Raw genomic sequence first — 18,542 nt, forward strand, 5'->3', positions numbered from 1 at the left:
TTCAAGGCGCAAACAAACGCTTTGACTGTTTGGTGATGATGGCGGAAGGGATCCACGCGTTCCCATCTCGAACACGACCGTTAAGCCTTCCAGCGTCGATGGTACTTGAACCGCAGGGTTCTGGGAGAGTAGAACGTTGCCAAGCAGTTACCCTAACGGGTATTTTTTTTGTCTGGGGCCATAGCTCAGCTGGGAGAGCGCCTGCCTTGCAAGCAGGAGGTCAGCGGTTCGATCCCGCTTGGCTCCACCATTATTCCCTGATAGCTCAGTTGGTAGAGCACTCGACTGTTAATCGAGTTGTCACAGGTTCGAGTCCTGTTCGGGGAGCCATTTCTTCAAGGCCCGTTGGTCAAGTGGTTAAGACACCTCCCTTTCACGGAGGTAACAGGGGTTCGAGTCCCCTACGGGTCACCAATATTCCCCACAAAGTGACGTATTGCTGTCGAAGCATATTGCGATTACTTTGCGTGGACCCCAAAAGAATTTCTTCCCATGGAGGCTTAGCTCAGCTGGGAGAGCATCTGCCTTACAAGCAGAGGGTCGGCGGTTCGATCCCGTCAGCCTCCACCATATATTTGGTTGATTAAAAGATTTCGGCGCTATAGCCAAGTGGTAAGGCAGAGCTCTGCAAAAGCTTTACCCCCAGTTCGAATCTGGGTAGCGCCTTTATATATAAGCCGGAGTGGCGGAATCGGCAGACGCACAGGACTTAAAATCCTGCGGTAGGTGACTACCGTACCAGTTCAAGTCTGGTCTTCGGCATTATAACAACTTAGATGCGCCCTTAGCTCAGCTGGATAGAGTATTTGACTACGAATCAAAAGGTCGGGAGTTCGAATCTCTCAGGGCGCGCCATCTTTGCTTAAACAAACTGCGCGGGCGTAGTTTAATGGTAGAACTTCAGCCTTCCAAGCTGATCGCGCGGGTTCGATTCCCGCCGCCCGCTTACAAAGAAAAGGCCACCTTCGGGTGGTCTTTTTCTTATGTCTCTGTGTTAATTACAGTATTTACTATTCATTTCGTGATATATTACTAGTGAGAGAATTGTAAAATAAAAACGACAAGCGATGAAGAGAATGCGTGGGAGGATGTTCGAAATGAAAGAAAGTCAACAATCAAATAACACCTTTGAGCTGGTATTAGTAAATGCTTTGAAGGTACCTGGAGTTAAAGTGAATCGAAAAGAGTTCCTTGCTCATACGCTAGCAGATTATGCTAACTCTGAACAGCTTGCTGCAGTGTTAGATAAGGGGCCAGTGGAGGCAGGGATTCCACTTAGTATAATTAACAAGGTTGCCAAATCATTAATTGAGAAACGTACAATGCAAAGTACGGCTGTCTCATTTGCTGCAGGTCTTCCGGGCGGGCTTGCAATGGCAGCGACTATACCGGCAGATACACTGCAATTTTTCGGTGTAGCTCTACGTATGGCACAGAACTAGCTTACTTGTTTGGTTATAAGGATATGTGGGAACAAGACAAGCTCGACAGTGAGCGGGTAAGAGGAGAACTTACGATTTTCTTGGGTGTGATGTTTGGTGTAGGTGGTTCTGCTTCTGCATTGAAGATTTTATCTGCAAAACTTTCACAGCAGGTCCTCAAGAAACTTCCGCAGAAGGCGTTGACCAAAACCGTTTATTATCCAATCATAAAGAAAGTAGCTGCTGCAATTGGCATCAAGATTACCAAGAGGACTTTTGCGCAAGGAATATCGAAAGCGATTCCAGTTATCGGAGGCATTATCTCCGGTGGACTGACTTATGCTTCGATGAAGCCAATGGGAAATCGACTGAGAGAAACCTTATTTGATGCAGTTGGGAATTATTCAAATGAGGACTTTGAGAAAGACTATCAGGATGTCAAGAATGAAGTCATAGATATCACTACTGATGTCACTGAAGTGATTGAAGAGCCATTTGAGGAAGCAACCATTTCCAAGACAGATAAGCCAGAATTCAGCGTGGCTGACGAGTTGCTCAAATTCAAACAGCTGCTTGATATGGGTGTGCTGACTCAAGCTGAATTCGATGAGAAGAAGTCCGAGTTGCTAAGTTTAAAAAGAAACTAGCGATTATTGCCAATGGTTTGAACAGTTCTTTATCATTAACCATACTCATTAGTTGGAAGAACTGAACCCTAGCACACCAGCGTTTACACAAACAAAACCACCTTCGGGTGGTCTTTTTTATTGCATTAGGCAGGGAAGAGCCCATAAAGGATTTAGCAAATCCCTACCTACAGCGGCAATCATATAGGGGTAGGTAGGTGTTTGTTACTTCACCGGCAGAAACTCATTCGTATACAAATCCTTAACCGGAATATCCTCTTTGATCATGCCGGCTTCTTTCATTTGGCTAACGAGTGTTTTCCAACGTTCGTCGGACATGTAACCGACGCCGTGGGCTTTGGCATCGCCGCCGAAGATGAAGTCTTTGGCAACGGCTTGCGCATCCTTCAGGTGATCGACGTCATAGTCTTTGTTAACGCCGTTAAGGGCATTATTGACTTCGTCGCCGTGCGCGTAGTAGTAGTCCCAGCCTTCGCTGGTGGCTTTGATATAGCGCTTAATCAAGTCGGGATTTTTCTTGATAAAGTCATCTGTGGCAATAACGACGTTGCCGTAAGGGTTGTAGCCAAGGTCTGCGTTCAGGAACCAGTCGACGTTGACGCCTTGTTTTTTCAACACGTACGGCTCGTTGGTAGCGAAGCCTTGGGTGATGGAGTCCTTATCGGCAGAGAAGCCAGCGAGAGAGCCTGTATAGTTTTGGATTTGTACTTTGTCGAGTTTATACTTGTAGCTGATGTACTGCCAGAACGGAAAGCCAACGGCGGTGTAAACTTTGCGTCCGTTGAGGTCTTCGATTTTCTTGATACCAGAGTCTTTATGGAAAATCAGGTTTTGAGGATTGGTTTGCAGATTGGCATAGATAACTTTGACGGGAATCCCTTCCTTGCGGGCAAGGACAACTTCATCGGCATTGGCCATCGCGAATTGCACTTTGCCACCAGCAACGAGTTGAACGTTGGAAACTTGAGGTCCGCCCTGTTGAAGCGTAATGTCGATGCCAGCCTTCTCGTAGATCTTCGCCAGCTGCGCAGCGTAGTGTCCACCCATTTCTGGTTGGGCAAACCAGCTCATGGCTTGAGTGATTTTGTCTGGCGCTTTCGAGCTTGACGCGGCCGTTGATGCTGCAGGTGTTCCTGACGTTGTTGATGTACTCGTTCCACAAGCAGAGAGCAGAAGGACTGTTGCAATTGTGGTTGTAGCTACCTTTGTTTTCCCCAGTAATGTCATTTGAAATCTCCCCATTCCCTTTAAATGTGTATGGTCACGTTATCTATATCTTCCAAGCGTTCAGCAGCTGTCTGCCAGCAACAGGAACGCCACGAACACTAACGACCTCGCGCGGAGGGGCTGCAGCGGCAGCATGCTCGGCATTTACCGCAGCTAGGAGGATGAAATCGGCAGGGTCGCCGATTTGGAAGATCCCTGCGGTAGAGCCAAGGTGCGGATAGACGGAACGTAGACGCTCATCGTCATTCCAACGATACATATCCGCCATTCTTCGGGCACGCATGAGTTGATCGGTGAAACCGAAGGGTGTCCATGCATCCAGCCCGGTATGATCGGAGCCGAGGTATACTCGCACGCCTTCAGCTCTTAATTGCGCGACGCGAGGCATAGCGGAATCGATTGGCACGCTGGTGATGATGGCGATATCTAGGGTGGCTAGCCGCTTCGCTATCGCAAGGGATTCGCTTTCGGATACCTCGCCTAAGCAGTAGGCGTGGCTGACGGCGACTTTCCCCATTTTACCCGTCTGCTCGGTGTAGTCCATGATGCGCTCTAAGGTGAAGAGTCCTAGGTGTCCAGGGTCGTGCAAGTGAATATCAACCTCGGCGTCATGAGCCAGGCTCATTTCGAAGATGGCACGTAAGCAAGCCTCGATATCGCGGTCTACGCCAGCAGGATCCACGCCGCCGACAATTGTTGCGCCCTCCTGAAGGGCTTGATTAATGAGGTTAATGGATTGTGAACGAATCAGTCCTTGCTGCGGGAACGCGACGATCTCGATGGTTAATGCCCCTAAGAATTCCTCCTGAAGCTCCCGCACCATGGCGAGATGGGATAAACCGATCTCCGGGTCAATGTCGACATGAACGCGGAGACGGGTCGTTCCGAAGGCCAGCATCTGCTGCAGAATGCCTCGGGCTCTCTCCTTTTGCCCACTTTTGAGAGGAGCCAGAAGGTCTTTCTCCATTTGGAATTGATCGTATAAGGAAGCAACTTTTTTTCGCGGAATCCACTGATCATCAGGAAAAGCTTTATCCAAATGCACGTGATAGTCTTTGAAAGTAGGCACCATGAGCATGCCTTGTGCGTCCCAAGAGGGAGTCTCCTCGCTATTCGCAGCAGGTACGATCTCGGCGAAAACGCCTTGCTTCAATAGCAGGTTATGTAGGGCACCGTTTACAAGAACGTTACGTAGCCATTGTTCCATCGTGATAACTCCTTTCGCAGCGGAAAAGCGTAGTGTCTGTTTTTATAGTCTAGTTGCTTGCATTTATTTCAGATAATTTCGGAAGAGAAAAGCTAGCTTCAAGCGCAGGAGATCACTCATCTTTTTAAAATCCATCTGCAATAAATCTGCGATTTTCTCCAGTCGGTACGAAACCGTATTGCGATGGACAAAGAGATAGCGGCTTGTTTCATTAATCGATCCGTCATACTCAAAATATACTTCCAAGGTTAACGCCAGCTCGGGATCGACCTGCTTGTTCTTACTGTAAATGGGCTCCAATACGTAGTTGTAATACCCTCGCATGGCTTCCTCGGATAAATGCTGGAACAAGGAGAATAGTTCGATGGAATCATGATGCAGGACAGTTTGACTCATACGCAGTCGCTCAGCGGCGTGGTGCGTTTCCAAGCATTCGTTGAATGCGTTGAAGATGAGTTCAGGTTGAGCTTTCACACGACTGACCCAGCAGTGCAGACCAGCGGCAGAGGTTTTGGAAGTTAGCTGCGACAAGCAGGAATTTAGTGAAGATAGGAAATCTTTCTTATGAAAAGTTTGTTCCTCCGGAAGAGCGAAGATCGAGAATAATCCTTCTGCCAAGTAGAAGTGCTCTGATTCATACTGCTGCAACTGCGGATGATAGATCAGCAACTGACGAACCTCATTAAGCAGCCTAGTTGAGCCAGGTTGTTCCAACGGGATTGTCGTAAGCACACATTGGTAGGTGGTGGACATGACGGTGAGATGGTAGCTTTTGCAGCTTTTCATGAAATCGTGAAAGGACAGCTCTCGCTGGAAAAAATCCGTAAACACTTGACTAAGCGCGTGCTGTCGTGAGGGGTCTTTGCCTTTCTGAATATCGAGTCCGAGATGATAGGTTAAGATTTCGGCGGCTTGATGGAACAAAGCTTCCTCTTCCTTCAACATCAACGGAGAATTCACATACACCTTGAAAAAGCCCGTGCAGCCTAGAGAATCCATCAGTGGGATGCGGAAGCATCGGGTGTCTCCGAAGCCTTCCCATTGCGGCGATTTCGTCCATGGCCATTGGTGAAGGATGATATCCTCCGACCAAGAAGTGTTGTGAAAAAGTACGTTGCCACCTTGACCGAATACGGCGATCGGTTGCCCCAAGATACCTGAGATCATATGAAAAATATCCGAGGATTCCTTATTGCGCAGGGCGAATTGCATGAGTTGCTTTTGTTTTTCTAGGACAGTCTGTAGTTTCTTGGTTGTCTTCGTGTGCTCCGCGTTGAATAAAGCGTCCATCTGATCGGAAAAAGTGAATTCGAATGGCAGCTCTAGGATCGGCATTTCGAGTCGATTGGCCTCGTCGTACAACTCTTGTGGAATTTGATCCCAATATCGGCCAACCTTGATGCCTAGCCCTGCTCCACCTCGCTCATCCAACATCCGTAAGGTGGAAAGGGCCATATCCAAGTGATCTTTCATGACAAAAGCGGTCGTAAACAGCATCTCGCCGGATTTGATCCAATCGCCCGCATCAGGGGCGTCCATGACATTGACGGATCGCAGAATACGTGACAAACCTTTCTCTCCAGCAACTAATTTGGCACGTGACAAAGGGTAAATGGTTAACGCTTCTTCAACGGTCAGGTGCATCTAATCCCCGCCTTTCCTCATTAGGAGCTCACTTGTTCATTGTAAAAGGTCGTCTGCTTCACAGTTGAAGCTACCAGTTGTCCTCGCTTCCAGACGTAGCGTCTAGGTACTCTTTCGTAGAAGGCACTGCGCAGATTAGTTGACTCGAATAGCACGAGATCAGCATCCGCTCCGATGTGCAGACCATAATTCTCAAGTTCTAATGCTTTCGCCGCACGGGTAGTCGCCATTTCGATCAGTGTGACAACGTCCTGCTTGGAGCCCATATACGTGGTATGTGCGAGGAGCATGCCTGTGTCCAGTGGATCTGCCGTGCCGAAAGGTGTAAAAGGGTTCTGAATGTTATTGCTTCCATAGATCACATTAGCTCCTTGCTCCAAAAGGAGGGGCACAGGGGTCAGTCCCCGTCTGTGACTGTGATCGTCTCCGCGTCCGTTCAGATACAGGTCTGTTGCGGGTAATGACATGACATGGATACCTGCTTCCGCAATAGCTGTACAGATGACTTGAGCCTCTTCATAAGGGAGTGAACCGAGTGAAGTCAGATGCCCCACGCTTACGCGCCCTTGCATCTCATACGCATGCGTCATACGGATGATGCTGAGAATCGCTAACATGGACGGATCGTCAGAGAAATCTACGTGTAAGTCTATGGATTTGTTGAAAGCTTTGGCTAAGTTAAAAACGGTGCTGAGATGCGCTTGTAAATCTGCATCCTGATACGTGATTCCGCCGACGACATCGGCGCCAAGTTGTAGGGCTTGCGTGAGCAGTTCTTCGGTTCCAGGCTGCTTGGCGATGCCTTCTTGGGGGAAGGCGACGATTTGCAGGGTGATCTGATTGGCGTAGCGTTCTTTCAGCGCTAACATCACTTCGAAACCGATTAGGCCAACGATAGGATCAATCTCAACATGACAACGCATGTGAGTCACACCATTGGCAATGGCTTGTTGGATGACTTGGATCGAACGAGCCTCGATATCTGTTGAGGTGAAGGCGTGTTTAAGCTCCAAGGTAGAGGCGATCGCTTGCTGGATCGAGTTGGCGTCTTTCGTCATGAGATTCAATAGAAAGGCCTTATCCAGATGAATATGTGGTTCTATTAGACCGGGGAGTAGAACTCGCCCGTTGGCTTCAATTAGTTGCCCAGCGCTGAGAGCGTTAGGGTTGCCAGGGAGATGCTCCTGAAGGTAAATAATTTTCCCATCCCGAATGCCGACATCCATCAAGGTGCCGAAGTGGGGGTTAGAGAAGCATCGGATGATCAAATCAGGTTCCATACCTTAGCACCTCATTAATGTCAGGTAATATGACGTAGTTTCAATTTGTTAACTGAATTATAGGTCTGTTCGCTCGAAACAGTCAATGATCTGGTAGATGGATTGTGTTTTTCATTAAAACAGGCAGGTGGATTGTGATTATATAAATTTTAGTGTCAATAAATATGACGCGTATGACTTAGTAGGTGGATTTCAATGTCTTGCTCTCTTTTGATATACTTAAAGGTAAGATTTTACGCGTGTAACGGAGGGTTCCAAGGGATCTAACGGGAGTTTGCATCCGCTGGAGCTGGGTTAGAACGGAAATAAATTGTAAGAAGATGAATGGGGATGAACGTATGGCGCGGCAGCGATATAGCAACGTAGATCCAAATGCGAAGACGAAAACATGGAAAGAAGTACGTCGCTGGCAGAAAGAGCGGAAGGGTAAAGTGAAGGATCTAAGCTTCCGGATTGGCCAGTCCGAACATAAGCAGCAGGAGCTGCTGAAAAATAATCAGGGTGAAGTCACGATCACATGGATCGGGCATGCAACCTTTTTGCTGCAAGTGGGTGGAATGACGATTGTAACCGACCCCGTATGGGCCACACGAATGGGTTTTAGTCCAAGGCTCGAGGAGCCAGGTTTATCTATAGAAGAGATCCCGCCTGTTGATGTTATATTGCTGTCTCACGCGCATTACGATCACTTGCATGTGGGTTCGTTGAAAAAGCTGCGAGGCACGCCATATGTGCTTGTGCCCGAAGGGCTTGGCACTAAGGTGCGGAAGCTGGGGTTCCGCACGGTCTATGAATTGCCATGGTGGGGAAGTCAGACCGTTGGCCAGCTGGAGTTTCATTTCGTTCCTGCGCAGCACTGGACAAGACGTACGTTAACCGATACGAATACCTCGCTATGGGGCGGATGGATCGTGAAGCGGAGTGCGGCGTCGGAAGGAGAGCAGGATGCGCCAGCAATCTACTTCGCTGGCGATAGTGGATACTTCGCAGGATTTCGGGAGATCGGAGCGAGGTTTCCGGGCATTCGCTACGCGCTGATGCCGATCGGCGCTTACGAGCCGGAGTGGTTCATGGGGATGCAGCACGTTTCCCCGGAGGAAGCGGTGCAGGCGTTTCTTGATGTCGGGGCAAAAGAGTTTATCCCGATGCATTATGGGGCATTTCGTCTTGCCGATGATACGCCCAAAGAGGCATTGAATCGATTGCTGGCGGATTGGCAGCGGAGAGGTCTCGACCCGAGCTTGCTGCGCTTGTTGAAGCATGGAGAAACATTGGTCGCTAGCAGAGTTACAGGGGAATAGGATGCAAATAGAGGTGCTTGATGTAGAGGATGAGAGTCCTGGAATCAAGCACCTCTATGCTTTTGTTTCGCAGGTTGAAATTAGCTACGGTTAAATGATGCTGACACCTTTGTTGCTGTTGCTGGGGGAGAGCTCTTATTGTTTCATTAAAATCGAGAATGACAAAAATCAAATGACAATATTTGATTTTTGTCACTCTCGATTTTATAATAAAGTTAATAAGGCTCGGGGAAGGAAGGCGACGCTACCTTCTCATTACATCGAAAAGGCGGGATTGTGTATGGAGCAGAAATTAACGGGTAAAGTAGCTTTGGTTACGGGTGCATCGAGAGGGATCGGTCAGAAGATTGCAGAAGAGCTTGCGCTGCACGGGGCTAAGGTCGTCGTGAATTATGCGAGCAGTCCAGATAAAGCCGAAGAGGTCGTTAACAGCATTAAGCAACAAGGCGGGGAAGCGATCGCGATTGGGGCGGATATTAGCCAAGTGGAGCAAGTGGAGCTTTTGTTCCAGAAGACGTTGGAGGCGTATGGTCAGGTTGATATTTTGGTCAATAATGCGGGGATTATGATTACGAAACCGATTCTCTCCATTACCGAAGAGGATTTCGATAGGCAGTTTAACATTAATGTGAAAGGGACATTCTTTGCGATTCAGCAAGCGGCGCTGCATATGAAGGAGAATGGTCGGATTATCAATTTCTCTACGTCGGTTAATGGGCAAATGTTCCCTGGGTACAGCTCCTATGCAGGCACGAAAGGCGCTGTTGAGCAGTTCACACGTCAGTTAGCCAAAGAATTAGGACCCAAAGGCATTACGATTAATGCCGTTGCACCAGGACCGGTAAATACCGAATTGTTCACAGTGGGGAAATCCGAGGAACAAATCAAAGCCATAGCTAATATGAATTCGTTCGGCCGCTTAGGAGAACCGGAGGATATTTCGCGAGTCGTACTGTTCCTAGCCGGTGAGGAATCGCAGTGGGTAACGGGACAAACGCTACGTGTGAATGGCGGTTTTGTGTGATATGACGAAGAATGAGTTGCCATTATCGAAGGATGAGATTTTGGATGCGGCGGAGCAAGTGCTGCGGCGGTATGGACCGGACAAAACGTCCGTTGTAGACATAGCCAAGGTGCTGCAAGTGAGCCATGGGACGTTGTACCGGCATTTTGAAAGTAAAGCTGCGCTAAGGGAAGCGGTGACATCGCGTTGGTTGCATACGAGCATCGCAGTTCCTTTGGAAGCTATTGCGAGTGGGAGTGGCGGAAGTGCCATACAGCGGTTGCGATTGTGGTTAGACACGTTGATTCAAACCAAGCGGAGATTCGCTGCGGAAGATGCGGAAATGTTTGCGATGTATGCCAATGTAACGGTTATTGAAGTTGAAATGATTAGCACCCATATGTATCGCTTAACAAAGCAATTAGAACAGATCATTGAGCAGGGGATGGCGAGTAAAGAGTTGAAGCCAGGTGACTCGGAATCGCTTGCTAGAGCCATTTTCATAGCTACCTCACGTTTCCATCATCCATCGCATGCTGGGGAATGGGGAATGGGGAGCATGGAGGAGGACTTTGAAAGTGTCTGGCAGTTATTACTAGGAGGGTTAACATGATCAAACCCAAACGATTAAAGCCAGGCTCCAAAATAGCTATTATTTCTCCCTCCAATGGACTGCCTTACTTGTTCCCGGATATTTACGAGTTGGGCTTGAAGCATCTGGTGGAGGTTTTTGGACTAGAAGTTGTTGAAATGCCATCGGCAAGGATGTCACAAGAGGCGTTGTATAAGAATCCGCAACTTCGTGCTCATGATATTAACCATTGTTTCGAAAATGAAGACATAGATGGGATCATCACTTCGATCGGCGGCTATGAGTCGGTGCGGATTCTACCCTTTTTGAATAAGGACGTTATTGTGAATCATCCTAAATTCATAATGGGATTTTCGGATGCTACGACATTCTTAACGTACTTAAATAATTTGGGGATGATCACGTTCTATGGGCCATCTGTTATGGCGGGATTTGCACAGATAAGAAGTCTCCCTGACGGTTATACCGAGCATCTCAAAGCGATATTGTTTGAAGATCAGTTCCCTTATCACTATGCGCCGTATCAAGCATGGACGAACGGCTATAAAGACTGGAGCCAACTAGAGACCTTGGGCGAGTGTCAGCCGTTTATGGCGAACAAGAACGGGTGGACGTTTATACAAGGTGAAGCGATTGAGCAGGGGTATTTGTGGGGTGGATGTATTGAGGTTCTAGAGTTTATGAAGTCGACGATCTATTGGCCGAAGGATGATTTCTGGCAGGGGAAGATCTTATTTTTTGAAACATCAGAAGAGAAACCATCGCCCATGCAAGTGGGCTATATGCTGCGGAATTATGGTATGCAAGGCATCTTTTCACGTATTAAAGGCGTCATATTTGGGAGAGCGAAGGATTATAGCGCAGCTGAGAATGTAGAACTTAGAGAGATCCTTGTGAATATTATTGCAAAAGAGTTTGGAGCGGAGCGTGTACCGATTGTTGTTGATTTCGACTTTGGGCATACGGATCCGAAATTGATTCTGCCTCTTGGAGGGCGAGTGGAGTTAAACCCGGGGACGAATGAGGTTGTTTTGTTGGAGAGTCCTTTTGAATGATTGAAAAGTAGGAGGATTTGCATAAGTGAGTAAAGTTGAATGTGGCATCTACACAATGTGCCTAGTCCAAGATGGGAATAAGGTGCTTCTGATCAATCGTCCCGCGTCCAAAGGGTTTCCAGGATATCTTGGTCCAGGTGGCAAGGTGGATTTGGCGGAGAGTTTCACGGAAGGGACCGTCCGAGAATTATGGGAAGAAACAGGACTTGTCGTGAAACCGGAAGACCTCATATACAAGGGCGTCGATGAATATTTAGTTCCCGAGAAAAACTATAGATATATGGTGTTTAATTATCTGACTCGGACATTTACCGGGGAGTTGCTAACCGATCCACCTGAAGGCGAGTTAGCTTGGGTAGATATAGACGATGCTTTACAGATGCCGATGCAAGATTGGTTTAAACGGAGGTTTCCTTTATTTTTTGAGTCGGGAACTTTTGAAATTTCGGTTGTATGGGATGAGAGTAATCAATGTATAATTGAGGAAAAAGTAAGAAGATTAGGTTGATAGGATGATCCTAAAAACAACATGAGAGGGTAACAGATTACTATGAGCGAAACCGTAAGTTTGAGCCTTGGAGGCTCCTACGTTGTGGCACCAGATAACCCAAGAAAGACTAAGAATCGTGGTCGGAAATGTATGATTCTTGCCTTTGAGCTTAACGACGAGGAATTAGATATTAGAGTAATCTATCTGGATACGAGTAGGGAAGTATTGCTGAAATTTAGTGATTTGAAGCCGATTACAGAGTGATGGGCTGCATATGAGAAAAACGAGCTACTTAAAAGTAGCTCGTTTTGCATTTTCGTCTCCCATAAGMGGTTCCGATGGCAACTATTCATCAGTGCTGTACGTCTAATTTAATATGGGAAATAAGATGAAATCGAACAAGGATTGGTGTGTGCGTGATGGTGAGATTATGTGGTTTTGGATTTCTAATATCTGTTATGGTGCTGCTGAGCGCGTGTGAAGATGTAACCAAGGGTTCTGCCGTATCCTTATCGCCACAAACAACCTCTCCGGAAGCATCGGCGATCATTTCCACTGCGCCCGTCGAGTCTGTTCAATCCTGGGCTCGGATTAAGCTTCAAAACCTTATTTTCGGTGAACAAAATAGTTCTGAGGGCAGGGTATTCCAAGAATGGAAAGCAGCGGATGTACCTCAGGAACCTTTCCAAGTTGTGTATCAGCTAGAGGACGTTAGTGTGAATGCGACTTTTGCGAACTTGAGCGAAGAGGAACGAAATCAATTAACGGATCATATTCGCGTTGATGGCAACGTGGAATGGAAGGTTGATAAGAGCGGGAATTCCACGAATCAATTAAGCATTCGATTTCATCAGGGAAGTACCCCATTTGTCCTGCGCATAGGCGATCTCCCAGCCATTACATTCGTTCGAAAGGAACCTGTGAGTTATGCATTCAACCCAAGCGCAGGTCGCGATGTCCCGCATTTGATTGTGTGGGCTCAGGAATATGCACCTCGATTGCTGATTCCAGAAGGGGAAAGATCGGTGGAGGTCGTCTTCTCAGAAGAGATGCGCGGGGACTTACCGATGACCATGGAAGGTGTACCTGTAGCAGCCAAATGGGTAGACACTAAACATCTGTTGATCCAACTAGATAATATGAGGGCCGGAGAGAATGGAAAGAGAGAGCTGTTTCTGCGAATGGATAACTTAAGGGACCTAGGCGGCAATCGTTTGGGAGCGGGCCGCGAGAATCTCTTGGTTCAACAAGTGCCGTCAACTACGTGGCGTTACGTCCAGTCAGGCGAGACCGCTGGGGGAGGCCCAAGGGATATATTTTACGATCAATTGATTGTATCTGACGATAGACAAACTTATGTCGGAATTGTTCGCTTAGGCGGCTCCATGGGAGATGGGGACGGAACTAGCTACGCTTTTATTTTGGAGCAAAAAGGGAAGGAACCTGTTGTCATCGAGAATGTGTTCTATTCCACGATAGAGCCAGATAACCAGCCCATCCAATGGATAGATGACAAAACCCTCATGTATGCGTCCTACTTTGGCGTGTATGCCTATGATATTGAGAAACGTGAGAAGCGCATGCTTCATGAGGCTGATCCTGAAGAAGCTCATAATATCAATTACGCTTCGTATGATACGACGAGAGGATTGCTTCACCTTTTAACCTATGAGAACCGACATGAAACGAGTGGATTGGAACGACTCACTTACTCGGCAGGAGATTCCATGCCCCAAAGAACGCAAGATTACACAACAACTGTTGAGGTGGCCAAATACTCCGCATTGGATATGACGATTACCCCAACGGCTGATGGAACTTACTGGACACGTATACAAGATGGTGTTCCCTACACGGATTACGAGCGTAATTCAGGGGGAAAGTTCACCACCAAAGGGATTACTCGGCTCGTCACGAAGCAAGGCGTCTACCTGCAGCAATTTGAAAAAGGGGAATATCAATTGCAAGCCTCAGCGTGGATATTGTGGCAACCAGGCCAAGCCGCCAAGAAGATCGCTCCCTTGCCAGAGGGCAGTATTATCTTTGCTAGCGGGGAGGACTTATTTGCTAGGCAGGATGATACGTATGTTATCTATGATCGTGCACGCAATAAATGGGCATCATGGCAGGCACCCAATGGGGAGAAAACTGCAGAGCCTGTTCGGGGTAAAGATGGCATGTACCGCACCACTGTGGAACGAATCGTGAAACAATGAACGAGGGGGAATCGTTATTGTTTAATCGACTGTATCGTATGCTGTTCGGTAAAAAAAAGGCTGCCAATCGGCAGCCTTTTCTCATGCAAGAAAATGATGAATTTTGAGTGAAATTATTTTATTTCTTTTCATTTTGGGTATAATATCCAGAAAAAGGGATAATTGTTTGCTTCGTGGGAAGTGATGAGTACCTAGCGAATCGTCATATTTGACACTTTTGTGTAAGAAAGTGCAGTTTACTCAACTAGTGGCGGATTGATTTGGATTAAATTTATTAAAGTATGTTATCATTAGGTATCATACACAATTGTAAGTTAAAGGCAAGTTTATACTTGGAGGTAATTACCATTAATACCGATACGCTGAATGATGCAATGACGATGTTGAAGCAAACGAGCCGAACTTTTTATATACCGATTAGCAACTTGGATTTCGGAATAAAAGAGGCTGTCACATCTGCCTATTTATGTATGCGGGCCATCGACGAAATCGAGGATCACGAGGAACTCGCTGACCCTTTGAAAATAGAGCTTTTGTCTGGGGTATATGAAGCGTTTCAGTCCTCAGATATTATCGATTCCATACAGAGCTTGCTGGCGCCTCATAAAGAGGCTTTACCGGAAGTTTCGATGCGACTGGATGAATGGCTGATGCTCTGTCCGCCTACGGCAACACCAATCATTAAGCAGTATATTGCTAAAATGTCATTGGAAATGTCCGAATGGGTTCAAAATGGTTGGAACATTCATACGGAAGAAGATTTGGATCGCTATACGTATAGTGTCGCTGGTATGGTTGGCGAGATGCTGTCAGAGCTGTGGCTATGGCACGATGGAACGCAATCTGATCGCGATAAGGCGATTGCCTTTGGAAGAGGGCTGCAGGCGGTTAATATTCTCCGCAATAAATTGGAAGATGCGAATCGCGGCGTGAACTTCTTTCCGGATGGCTGGGGATTCAAGGAGATGCAGCAATACACGCGTCGCAATTTGAAACTGGCAGATAGCTATATTGCCGACCTGAAACAGGGGCCAGCGTTGAAATTTTGCAAAGTCCCATTAGCACTAGCGCATGCTACGGTTAATCTACTAGCTGCTGGCGGCAACAAGTTGACGCGAGATGCGGTTTTGAAAATTGTGAGTAAAGTAACGTAAGAATGAGATTTACATAGGGAGATTTGAGAGAAGTCTGCAGCGGTTCTGTGGGCTTCTTTTTATAATGGAGGGAGACATATTTGTGGGATACAATTTAAATATTACGAGGGCAAGATCTACATTTGAAGCGAAGGAAAATCCAATAACGCTAGAAGAATGGAAAGCTTATGTTGCATTAGATCCTGAATTAGATCTGCAAGAGGAAATATCACAAAGACTCCCTGATGGACAGGTTCTTACTATGAGAAGTATTGGGATGGCGGTTTGGATACATGATGGTCATGATGTGATGTTTCGATACTCAAATGGCTTGATCTCATTGCCTTATCCCCCATACGGTGATGCGGAGGACTCTCCATATCTACCCAAAATAAAATCGATTGCCTCGAAATTAAATGCTAGAGTGCTAGGCGATGAACAGGAAGAATTTTAAAAAGAACGAATAAGGAGGCTGTCCCAAAAGGTCTAATGACCTTTGAGACAGCCTCTTTATCTGTATATCAACGATGCTAAACCTGCCTTACAACGCCCTCTTAATCACCTTCCGATAATGCTGCACAGACAGCACCCCGAACACAGAGTAGAGTGCCGTGTACAGCCCCATCACGATCATCATCGGTGTCCACAGCTCCGTTCCAAATAAGAACCATCCCGATTGGATGGCGAAGTAACTGTGAACCAGCCCAACAACCAAGGGAATGCCAAAATTGAATAGCTGTTTAACCTTAATGCCATTGAGTAGATCGGCTTGTGTAAAACCAAGCTTTCGTAGAATCGTATACGAGGACTTCTCGTCTTCGCTCTCATCCATTTGCTTGAAGTAAAGAATGCAGCCCGACGTGATCAGGAAGGTGAGTCCGAGGAAACCGACGATGAACATGATCAAACCCATTCGGTTTTTCGCTTCGCTAGCCATGTCTTGGCGAGATTCACGGGAAGCTTGCTCATCAGATTCGACTTCATGAAAAAGTTGATTAGCTTTCTCGCGTTCCTTCTCATTCACGATATCAATACCGATATATAGCGATGATTTCCCTTGAATTTTAGGGTCGAGATCTTGCTTGAGACGCTGAAAGACGGAATCGTCTACGACGGCAACAGGCAGGTTGCCCATCGAGAAGCGCCTCGAAATGTAGGATTGTTCCTCGATGCCGCTATACTTTAGCGGGATGACGGTGTTCTGGGTGCTTAGTTGGACTAGACCGTTCTGTTTGAATTGAAGAAATTTCTGCATTTCATCGTTAGCGCCTGTAAAAAAGGTTTGGTCCGCAGTCACATCGATTGATTCTGTAGCGGCATCGCTGATAACGGCCATCTGACCGGCATCTAGGCTCATATAAAGTTCATTTTTCATATCCAACACTTGGCTAAGATTAGCTTTAATTTGAATAACCTCAATCGTTCTCTCGCGATGTTTAATACCGCCCGCGTCTAAGGCTTCCGTAAAGCGCTCAGCATGTTGCCGTTCTGTCACGGCAAAGTGAGCAGGAAGGTTCCTTTCGGCTGTTTTTTCAACCGAATAGTACGTAATATAGCTCAAGGAGAGCAACCCAATCGCTAAGGCAGATACCGTCGTGATCACCATCAACAACAACGCATTGGATTTCATCCGGTACATGATGGAAGCGAGGGAAAGCACCTCTTGCACGTTCAAGTAGCCATTCTTCCTTTTACGGATCCCATTCAAAATCAAGCGGACAGACCCTTTGTAGAAAAGATAAGTACCGATGATCACGGAGGCAAGAATGAAAAGCATGCTGCTCAATAATGCAGGTGCTGTCATAATGCTTCCGGAAAATAACTTTGAGGATACATAGTAGCCTAACAAAACGAGACATAGCCCAATGAATCCAAGGAATGCTTCCGGTTTCGACATTTGTTTCACTTTGGCTTGAGTCGAGGTAGCGACATGGAACAACGAAAGAATCGTCTGCCTTTGAATGAACAAATAATTGACCAATAGAATTAACAAGTAAACGGCGCTGAAAACAACAATGGTTTGGATAAACGCTTGGACCGAAAAGTGGAGCGTTGCGTTAGCCTTAACCCCTGTGATTTGTAATAGTACCATCAGAATGAGCTTAGACACGGAGAATCCGATAAACGTCCCAACGACAAGCGATCCGAAGTATAGGATGAAATTCTCGGTGCTTAAGATGCGGAAGATTTTCCCCTTCGTCATGCCGATAAGTTGTAGAAGACCGATTTCTTTACTGCGTCTTTTCACAAAAATATTATTCGCATAGAGATTGAAGATAGCAACAATGGCGATAAGCAGGACCGAGGCAGACTTCAGCGCAGCTGCGCCTTTAATGCTCCCCTTGGTCGCATCTAAAGCAGGGTCATACTGCAACGTGACAAAAGCGAAATAGAGCGCAACGCTAAACATGAGGGCCAACACGTACAAGTAGTAATGCTTGATATTAGCCTTCAAATTTTGGAGGATGAGCTGATTAATACTCATTGTGCACACCGCCCAGGACACCTTGGGTCTTCATAATGTCTTGAAAGAAGGCTTGTCTCGTTTCTTGCCCTTTATAGATTTGGGAGTAAATCTGCCCATCTTTAATGAAGATCACTCTGCTGCTGTAGCTGGCGGCGACCGGGTCATGTGTGACCATCACAATGCTCGCTTGGCGACTTACATTCATCTCACTGAGTTTATTAAGCAAATCAGAGGCAGATTTGGAATCGAGTGCACCCGTTGGTTCATCTGCGAAAATAATATCAGGATCATGAATAAACGCTCTAGCAGCGGACGTTCGCTGTTTCTGCCCACCGGATATTTCGTTCGGATACTTATCCTTCAACTCATAAATGCCGAGCTCAGTCGCAAGGTCATGAAACTTGTGATTAGCTTCAACCTTGGACATCTTCGTTATCGATAAGGGAAGCAGGATATTTTCTTTCACAGTCAAGGTATCCAGCAAATTATAATCCTGGAAAATAAAGCCGAGATGATTCTTCCGAAACTCAGCTAATTGCTTTTCCTTCATGGTCGTCGTTTCTGCCTTATTAATCTGAATGGAACCATGACTTACTTTGTCGATGGAGGAAAGCACGTTGAGCAGGGTTGTTTTCCCAGAGCCTGAAGGGCCCATGATGCTGACGAACTCCCCTTTTTCGATCGAGATATCAAGGCCACGAAGTACCTCTTGTTTGTTATGTTTATTGCCGAAGCTTTTATGAATTTTAACGGCTTGTAAGATAGACATGAATGACACACTCCTTTATACGATTAGCTTTATTATAAAAAGCTAGGCCGCATTTATCCTTCGATTGGACGAACAAAGTAGAAAAGCATG

Annotated in this window: 17 protein-coding genes, 8 tRNA genes and 1 rRNA gene; 20 read left to right on the plus strand and 6 right to left on the minus strand. The window is 46.7% G+C overall.

Features of this window, described 5'->3' with window-relative positions:
• The first annotated feature begins 28 nt into the window (after nucleotides 1–28).
• From rrf to AB4114_RS15775, 11 genes are all read left to right on the plus strand, one after another.
• A 5S ribosomal RNA gene (rrf, locus tag AB4114_RS15725) occupies nucleotides 29–145 on the plus strand.
• Between the two features lie 29 nt (nucleotides 146–174).
• Nucleotides 175–250, plus strand: a tRNA-Ala gene (locus tag AB4114_RS15730).
• A gap of 4 nt (nucleotides 251–254) precedes the next feature.
• A tRNA-Asn gene (locus tag AB4114_RS15735) sits at nucleotides 255–330 on the plus strand.
• Nucleotides 331–339: 9 nt separating this feature from the next.
• Nucleotides 340–414, plus strand: a tRNA-Glu gene (locus AB4114_RS15740).
• Between the two features lie 80 nt (nucleotides 415–494).
• A tRNA-Val gene (locus tag AB4114_RS15745) sits at nucleotides 495–570 on the plus strand.
• Nucleotides 571–595: 25 nt separating this feature from the next.
• Nucleotides 596–666, plus strand: a tRNA-Cys gene (locus AB4114_RS15750).
• A gap of 10 nt (nucleotides 667–676) precedes the next feature.
• Nucleotides 677–762, plus strand: a tRNA-Leu gene (locus tag AB4114_RS15755).
• 16 nt (nucleotides 763–778) lie between these two features.
• Nucleotides 779–855 (plus strand) — tRNA-Arg (locus tag AB4114_RS15760).
• 20 nt (nucleotides 856–875) lie between these two features.
• Nucleotides 876–946: transfer RNA gene (locus AB4114_RS15765), tRNA-Gly, on the plus strand.
• Between the two features lie 151 nt (nucleotides 947–1,097).
• Nucleotides 1,098–1,442: a hypothetical protein gene (locus AB4114_RS15770; protein WP_441989294.1), complete on the plus strand. Its 345-nt coding sequence runs from the start codon at nucleotides 1,098–1,100 to the stop codon at nucleotides 1,440–1,442.
• Nucleotides 1,443–1,465: 23 nt separating this feature from the next.
• Nucleotides 1,466–2,068, plus strand: a complete 603-nt coding sequence (locus AB4114_RS15775; protein WP_441989295.1) for an SHOCT domain-containing protein — start codon at nucleotides 1,466–1,468, stop codon at nucleotides 2,066–2,068.
• A gap of 204 nt (nucleotides 2,069–2,272) precedes the next feature.
• Here AB4114_RS15775 and AB4114_RS15780 read toward each other — a convergent pair whose 3' ends face one another.
• From AB4114_RS15780 to AB4114_RS15795, 4 genes are all read right to left on the minus strand, one after another.
• On the minus strand, nucleotides 2,273–3,295 hold the full coding sequence (locus tag AB4114_RS15780) for an ABC transporter substrate-binding protein (RefSeq protein ID WP_441989296.1): 1,023 nt from the start codon (nucleotides 3,293–3,295) through the stop codon (nucleotides 2,273–2,275).
• Nucleotides 3,296–3,338: 43 nt separating this feature from the next.
• The gene (locus AB4114_RS15785) at nucleotides 3,339–4,502 is read right to left on the minus strand and encodes an amidohydrolase family protein (protein WP_441989297.1); all 1,164 of its coding nucleotides are present in this window, start codon (nucleotides 4,500–4,502) and stop codon (nucleotides 3,339–3,341) included.
• A gap of 63 nt (nucleotides 4,503–4,565) precedes the next feature.
• Nucleotides 4,566–6,146 (minus strand): PucR family transcriptional regulator, encoded by a 1,581-nt coding sequence (locus AB4114_RS15790; protein ID WP_441989298.1) that lies wholly within the window; start codon nucleotides 6,144–6,146, stop codon nucleotides 4,566–4,568.
• A gap of 20 nt (nucleotides 6,147–6,166) precedes the next feature.
• The gene (locus AB4114_RS15795; protein ID WP_441989299.1) at nucleotides 6,167–7,426 is read right to left on the minus strand and encodes an amidohydrolase family protein; all 1,260 of its coding nucleotides are present in this window, start codon (nucleotides 7,424–7,426) and stop codon (nucleotides 6,167–6,169) included.
• A 338-nt stretch (nucleotides 7,427–7,764) separates the two neighbouring features.
• Here AB4114_RS15795 and AB4114_RS15800 point away from each other — a divergent pair, with 338 nt between their 5' ends.
• The 9 genes from AB4114_RS15800 to AB4114_RS15840 all read left to right on the plus strand — a co-directional run bounded on the left by AB4114_RS15800 (nucleotide 7,765) and on the right by AB4114_RS15840 (nucleotide 15,670).
• Nucleotides 7,765–8,727: an MBL fold metallo-hydrolase gene (locus tag AB4114_RS15800; protein ID WP_441989300.1), complete on the plus strand. Its 963-nt coding sequence runs from the start codon at nucleotides 7,765–7,767 to the stop codon at nucleotides 8,725–8,727.
• Nucleotides 8,728–9,007: 280 nt separating this feature from the next.
• Nucleotides 9,008–9,751 carry an SDR family oxidoreductase gene (locus AB4114_RS15805; protein WP_441989301.1) on the plus strand — a complete coding sequence of 248 codons (744 nt, stop codon included), beginning with the start codon at nucleotides 9,008–9,010 and terminating at the stop codon, nucleotides 9,749–9,751.
• Nucleotide 9,752: 1 nt separating this feature from the next.
• Complete coding sequence (locus tag AB4114_RS15810) at nucleotides 9,753–10,343, plus strand: TetR family transcriptional regulator (protein WP_441989302.1); 591 nt, start codon at nucleotides 9,753–9,755, stop codon at nucleotides 10,341–10,343.
• A complete protein-coding gene (locus AB4114_RS15815; RefSeq protein ID WP_441989303.1) occupies nucleotides 10,340–11,377 on the plus strand; it encodes a S66 peptidase family protein in 1,038 nt (345 codons plus the stop codon). Before AB4114_RS15810 ends, AB4114_RS15815 begins: the two co-directional genes overlap by 4 nt.
• A gap of 55 nt (nucleotides 11,378–11,432) precedes the next feature.
• Complete coding sequence (locus AB4114_RS15820) at nucleotides 11,433–11,885, plus strand: NUDIX domain-containing protein (protein WP_441989474.1); 453 nt, start codon at nucleotides 11,433–11,435, stop codon at nucleotides 11,883–11,885.
• 84 nt (nucleotides 11,886–11,969) lie between these two features.
• On the plus strand, nucleotides 11,970–12,131 hold the full coding sequence (locus AB4114_RS15825) for a hypothetical protein (protein WP_441989304.1): 162 nt from the start codon (nucleotides 11,970–11,972) through the stop codon (nucleotides 12,129–12,131).
• Between the two features lie 152 nt (nucleotides 12,132–12,283).
• On the plus strand, nucleotides 12,284–14,083 hold the full coding sequence (locus AB4114_RS15830) for a hypothetical protein (RefSeq protein ID WP_441989305.1): 1,800 nt from the start codon (nucleotides 12,284–12,286) through the stop codon (nucleotides 14,081–14,083).
• A 332-nt stretch (nucleotides 14,084–14,415) separates the two neighbouring features.
• Nucleotides 14,416–15,237 (plus strand): squalene/phytoene synthase family protein, encoded by an 822-nt coding sequence (locus AB4114_RS15835; protein WP_441989306.1) that lies wholly within the window; start codon nucleotides 14,416–14,418, stop codon nucleotides 15,235–15,237.
• 82 nt (nucleotides 15,238–15,319) lie between these two features.
• Nucleotides 15,320–15,670, plus strand: a complete 351-nt coding sequence (locus AB4114_RS15840; RefSeq protein ID WP_441989307.1) for a hypothetical protein — start codon at nucleotides 15,320–15,322, stop codon at nucleotides 15,668–15,670.
• A gap of 87 nt (nucleotides 15,671–15,757) precedes the next feature.
• Here the strand turns inward: AB4114_RS15840 and AB4114_RS15845 are convergent, their stop codons facing one another.
• Together AB4114_RS15845 and AB4114_RS15850 are read right to left on the minus strand one after the other, a co-directional pair.
• Entirely contained in the window at nucleotides 15,758–17,701 is a 1,944-nt protein-coding gene (locus AB4114_RS15845; protein ID WP_441989308.1) for an FtsX-like permease family protein, read from the minus strand.
• Entirely contained in the window at nucleotides 17,691–18,452 is a 762-nt protein-coding gene (locus AB4114_RS15850) for an ABC transporter ATP-binding protein (RefSeq protein WP_441989309.1), read from the minus strand. Before AB4114_RS15850 ends, AB4114_RS15845 begins: the two co-directional genes overlap by 11 nt.
• Nucleotides 18,453–18,542: the final 90 nt, after the last annotated feature.

The organism is Paenibacillus sp. 2RAB27, assembly GCF_052115445.1.
GTDB lineage: Bacteria > Bacillota > Bacilli > Paenibacillales > NBRC-103111 > Paenibacillus_E.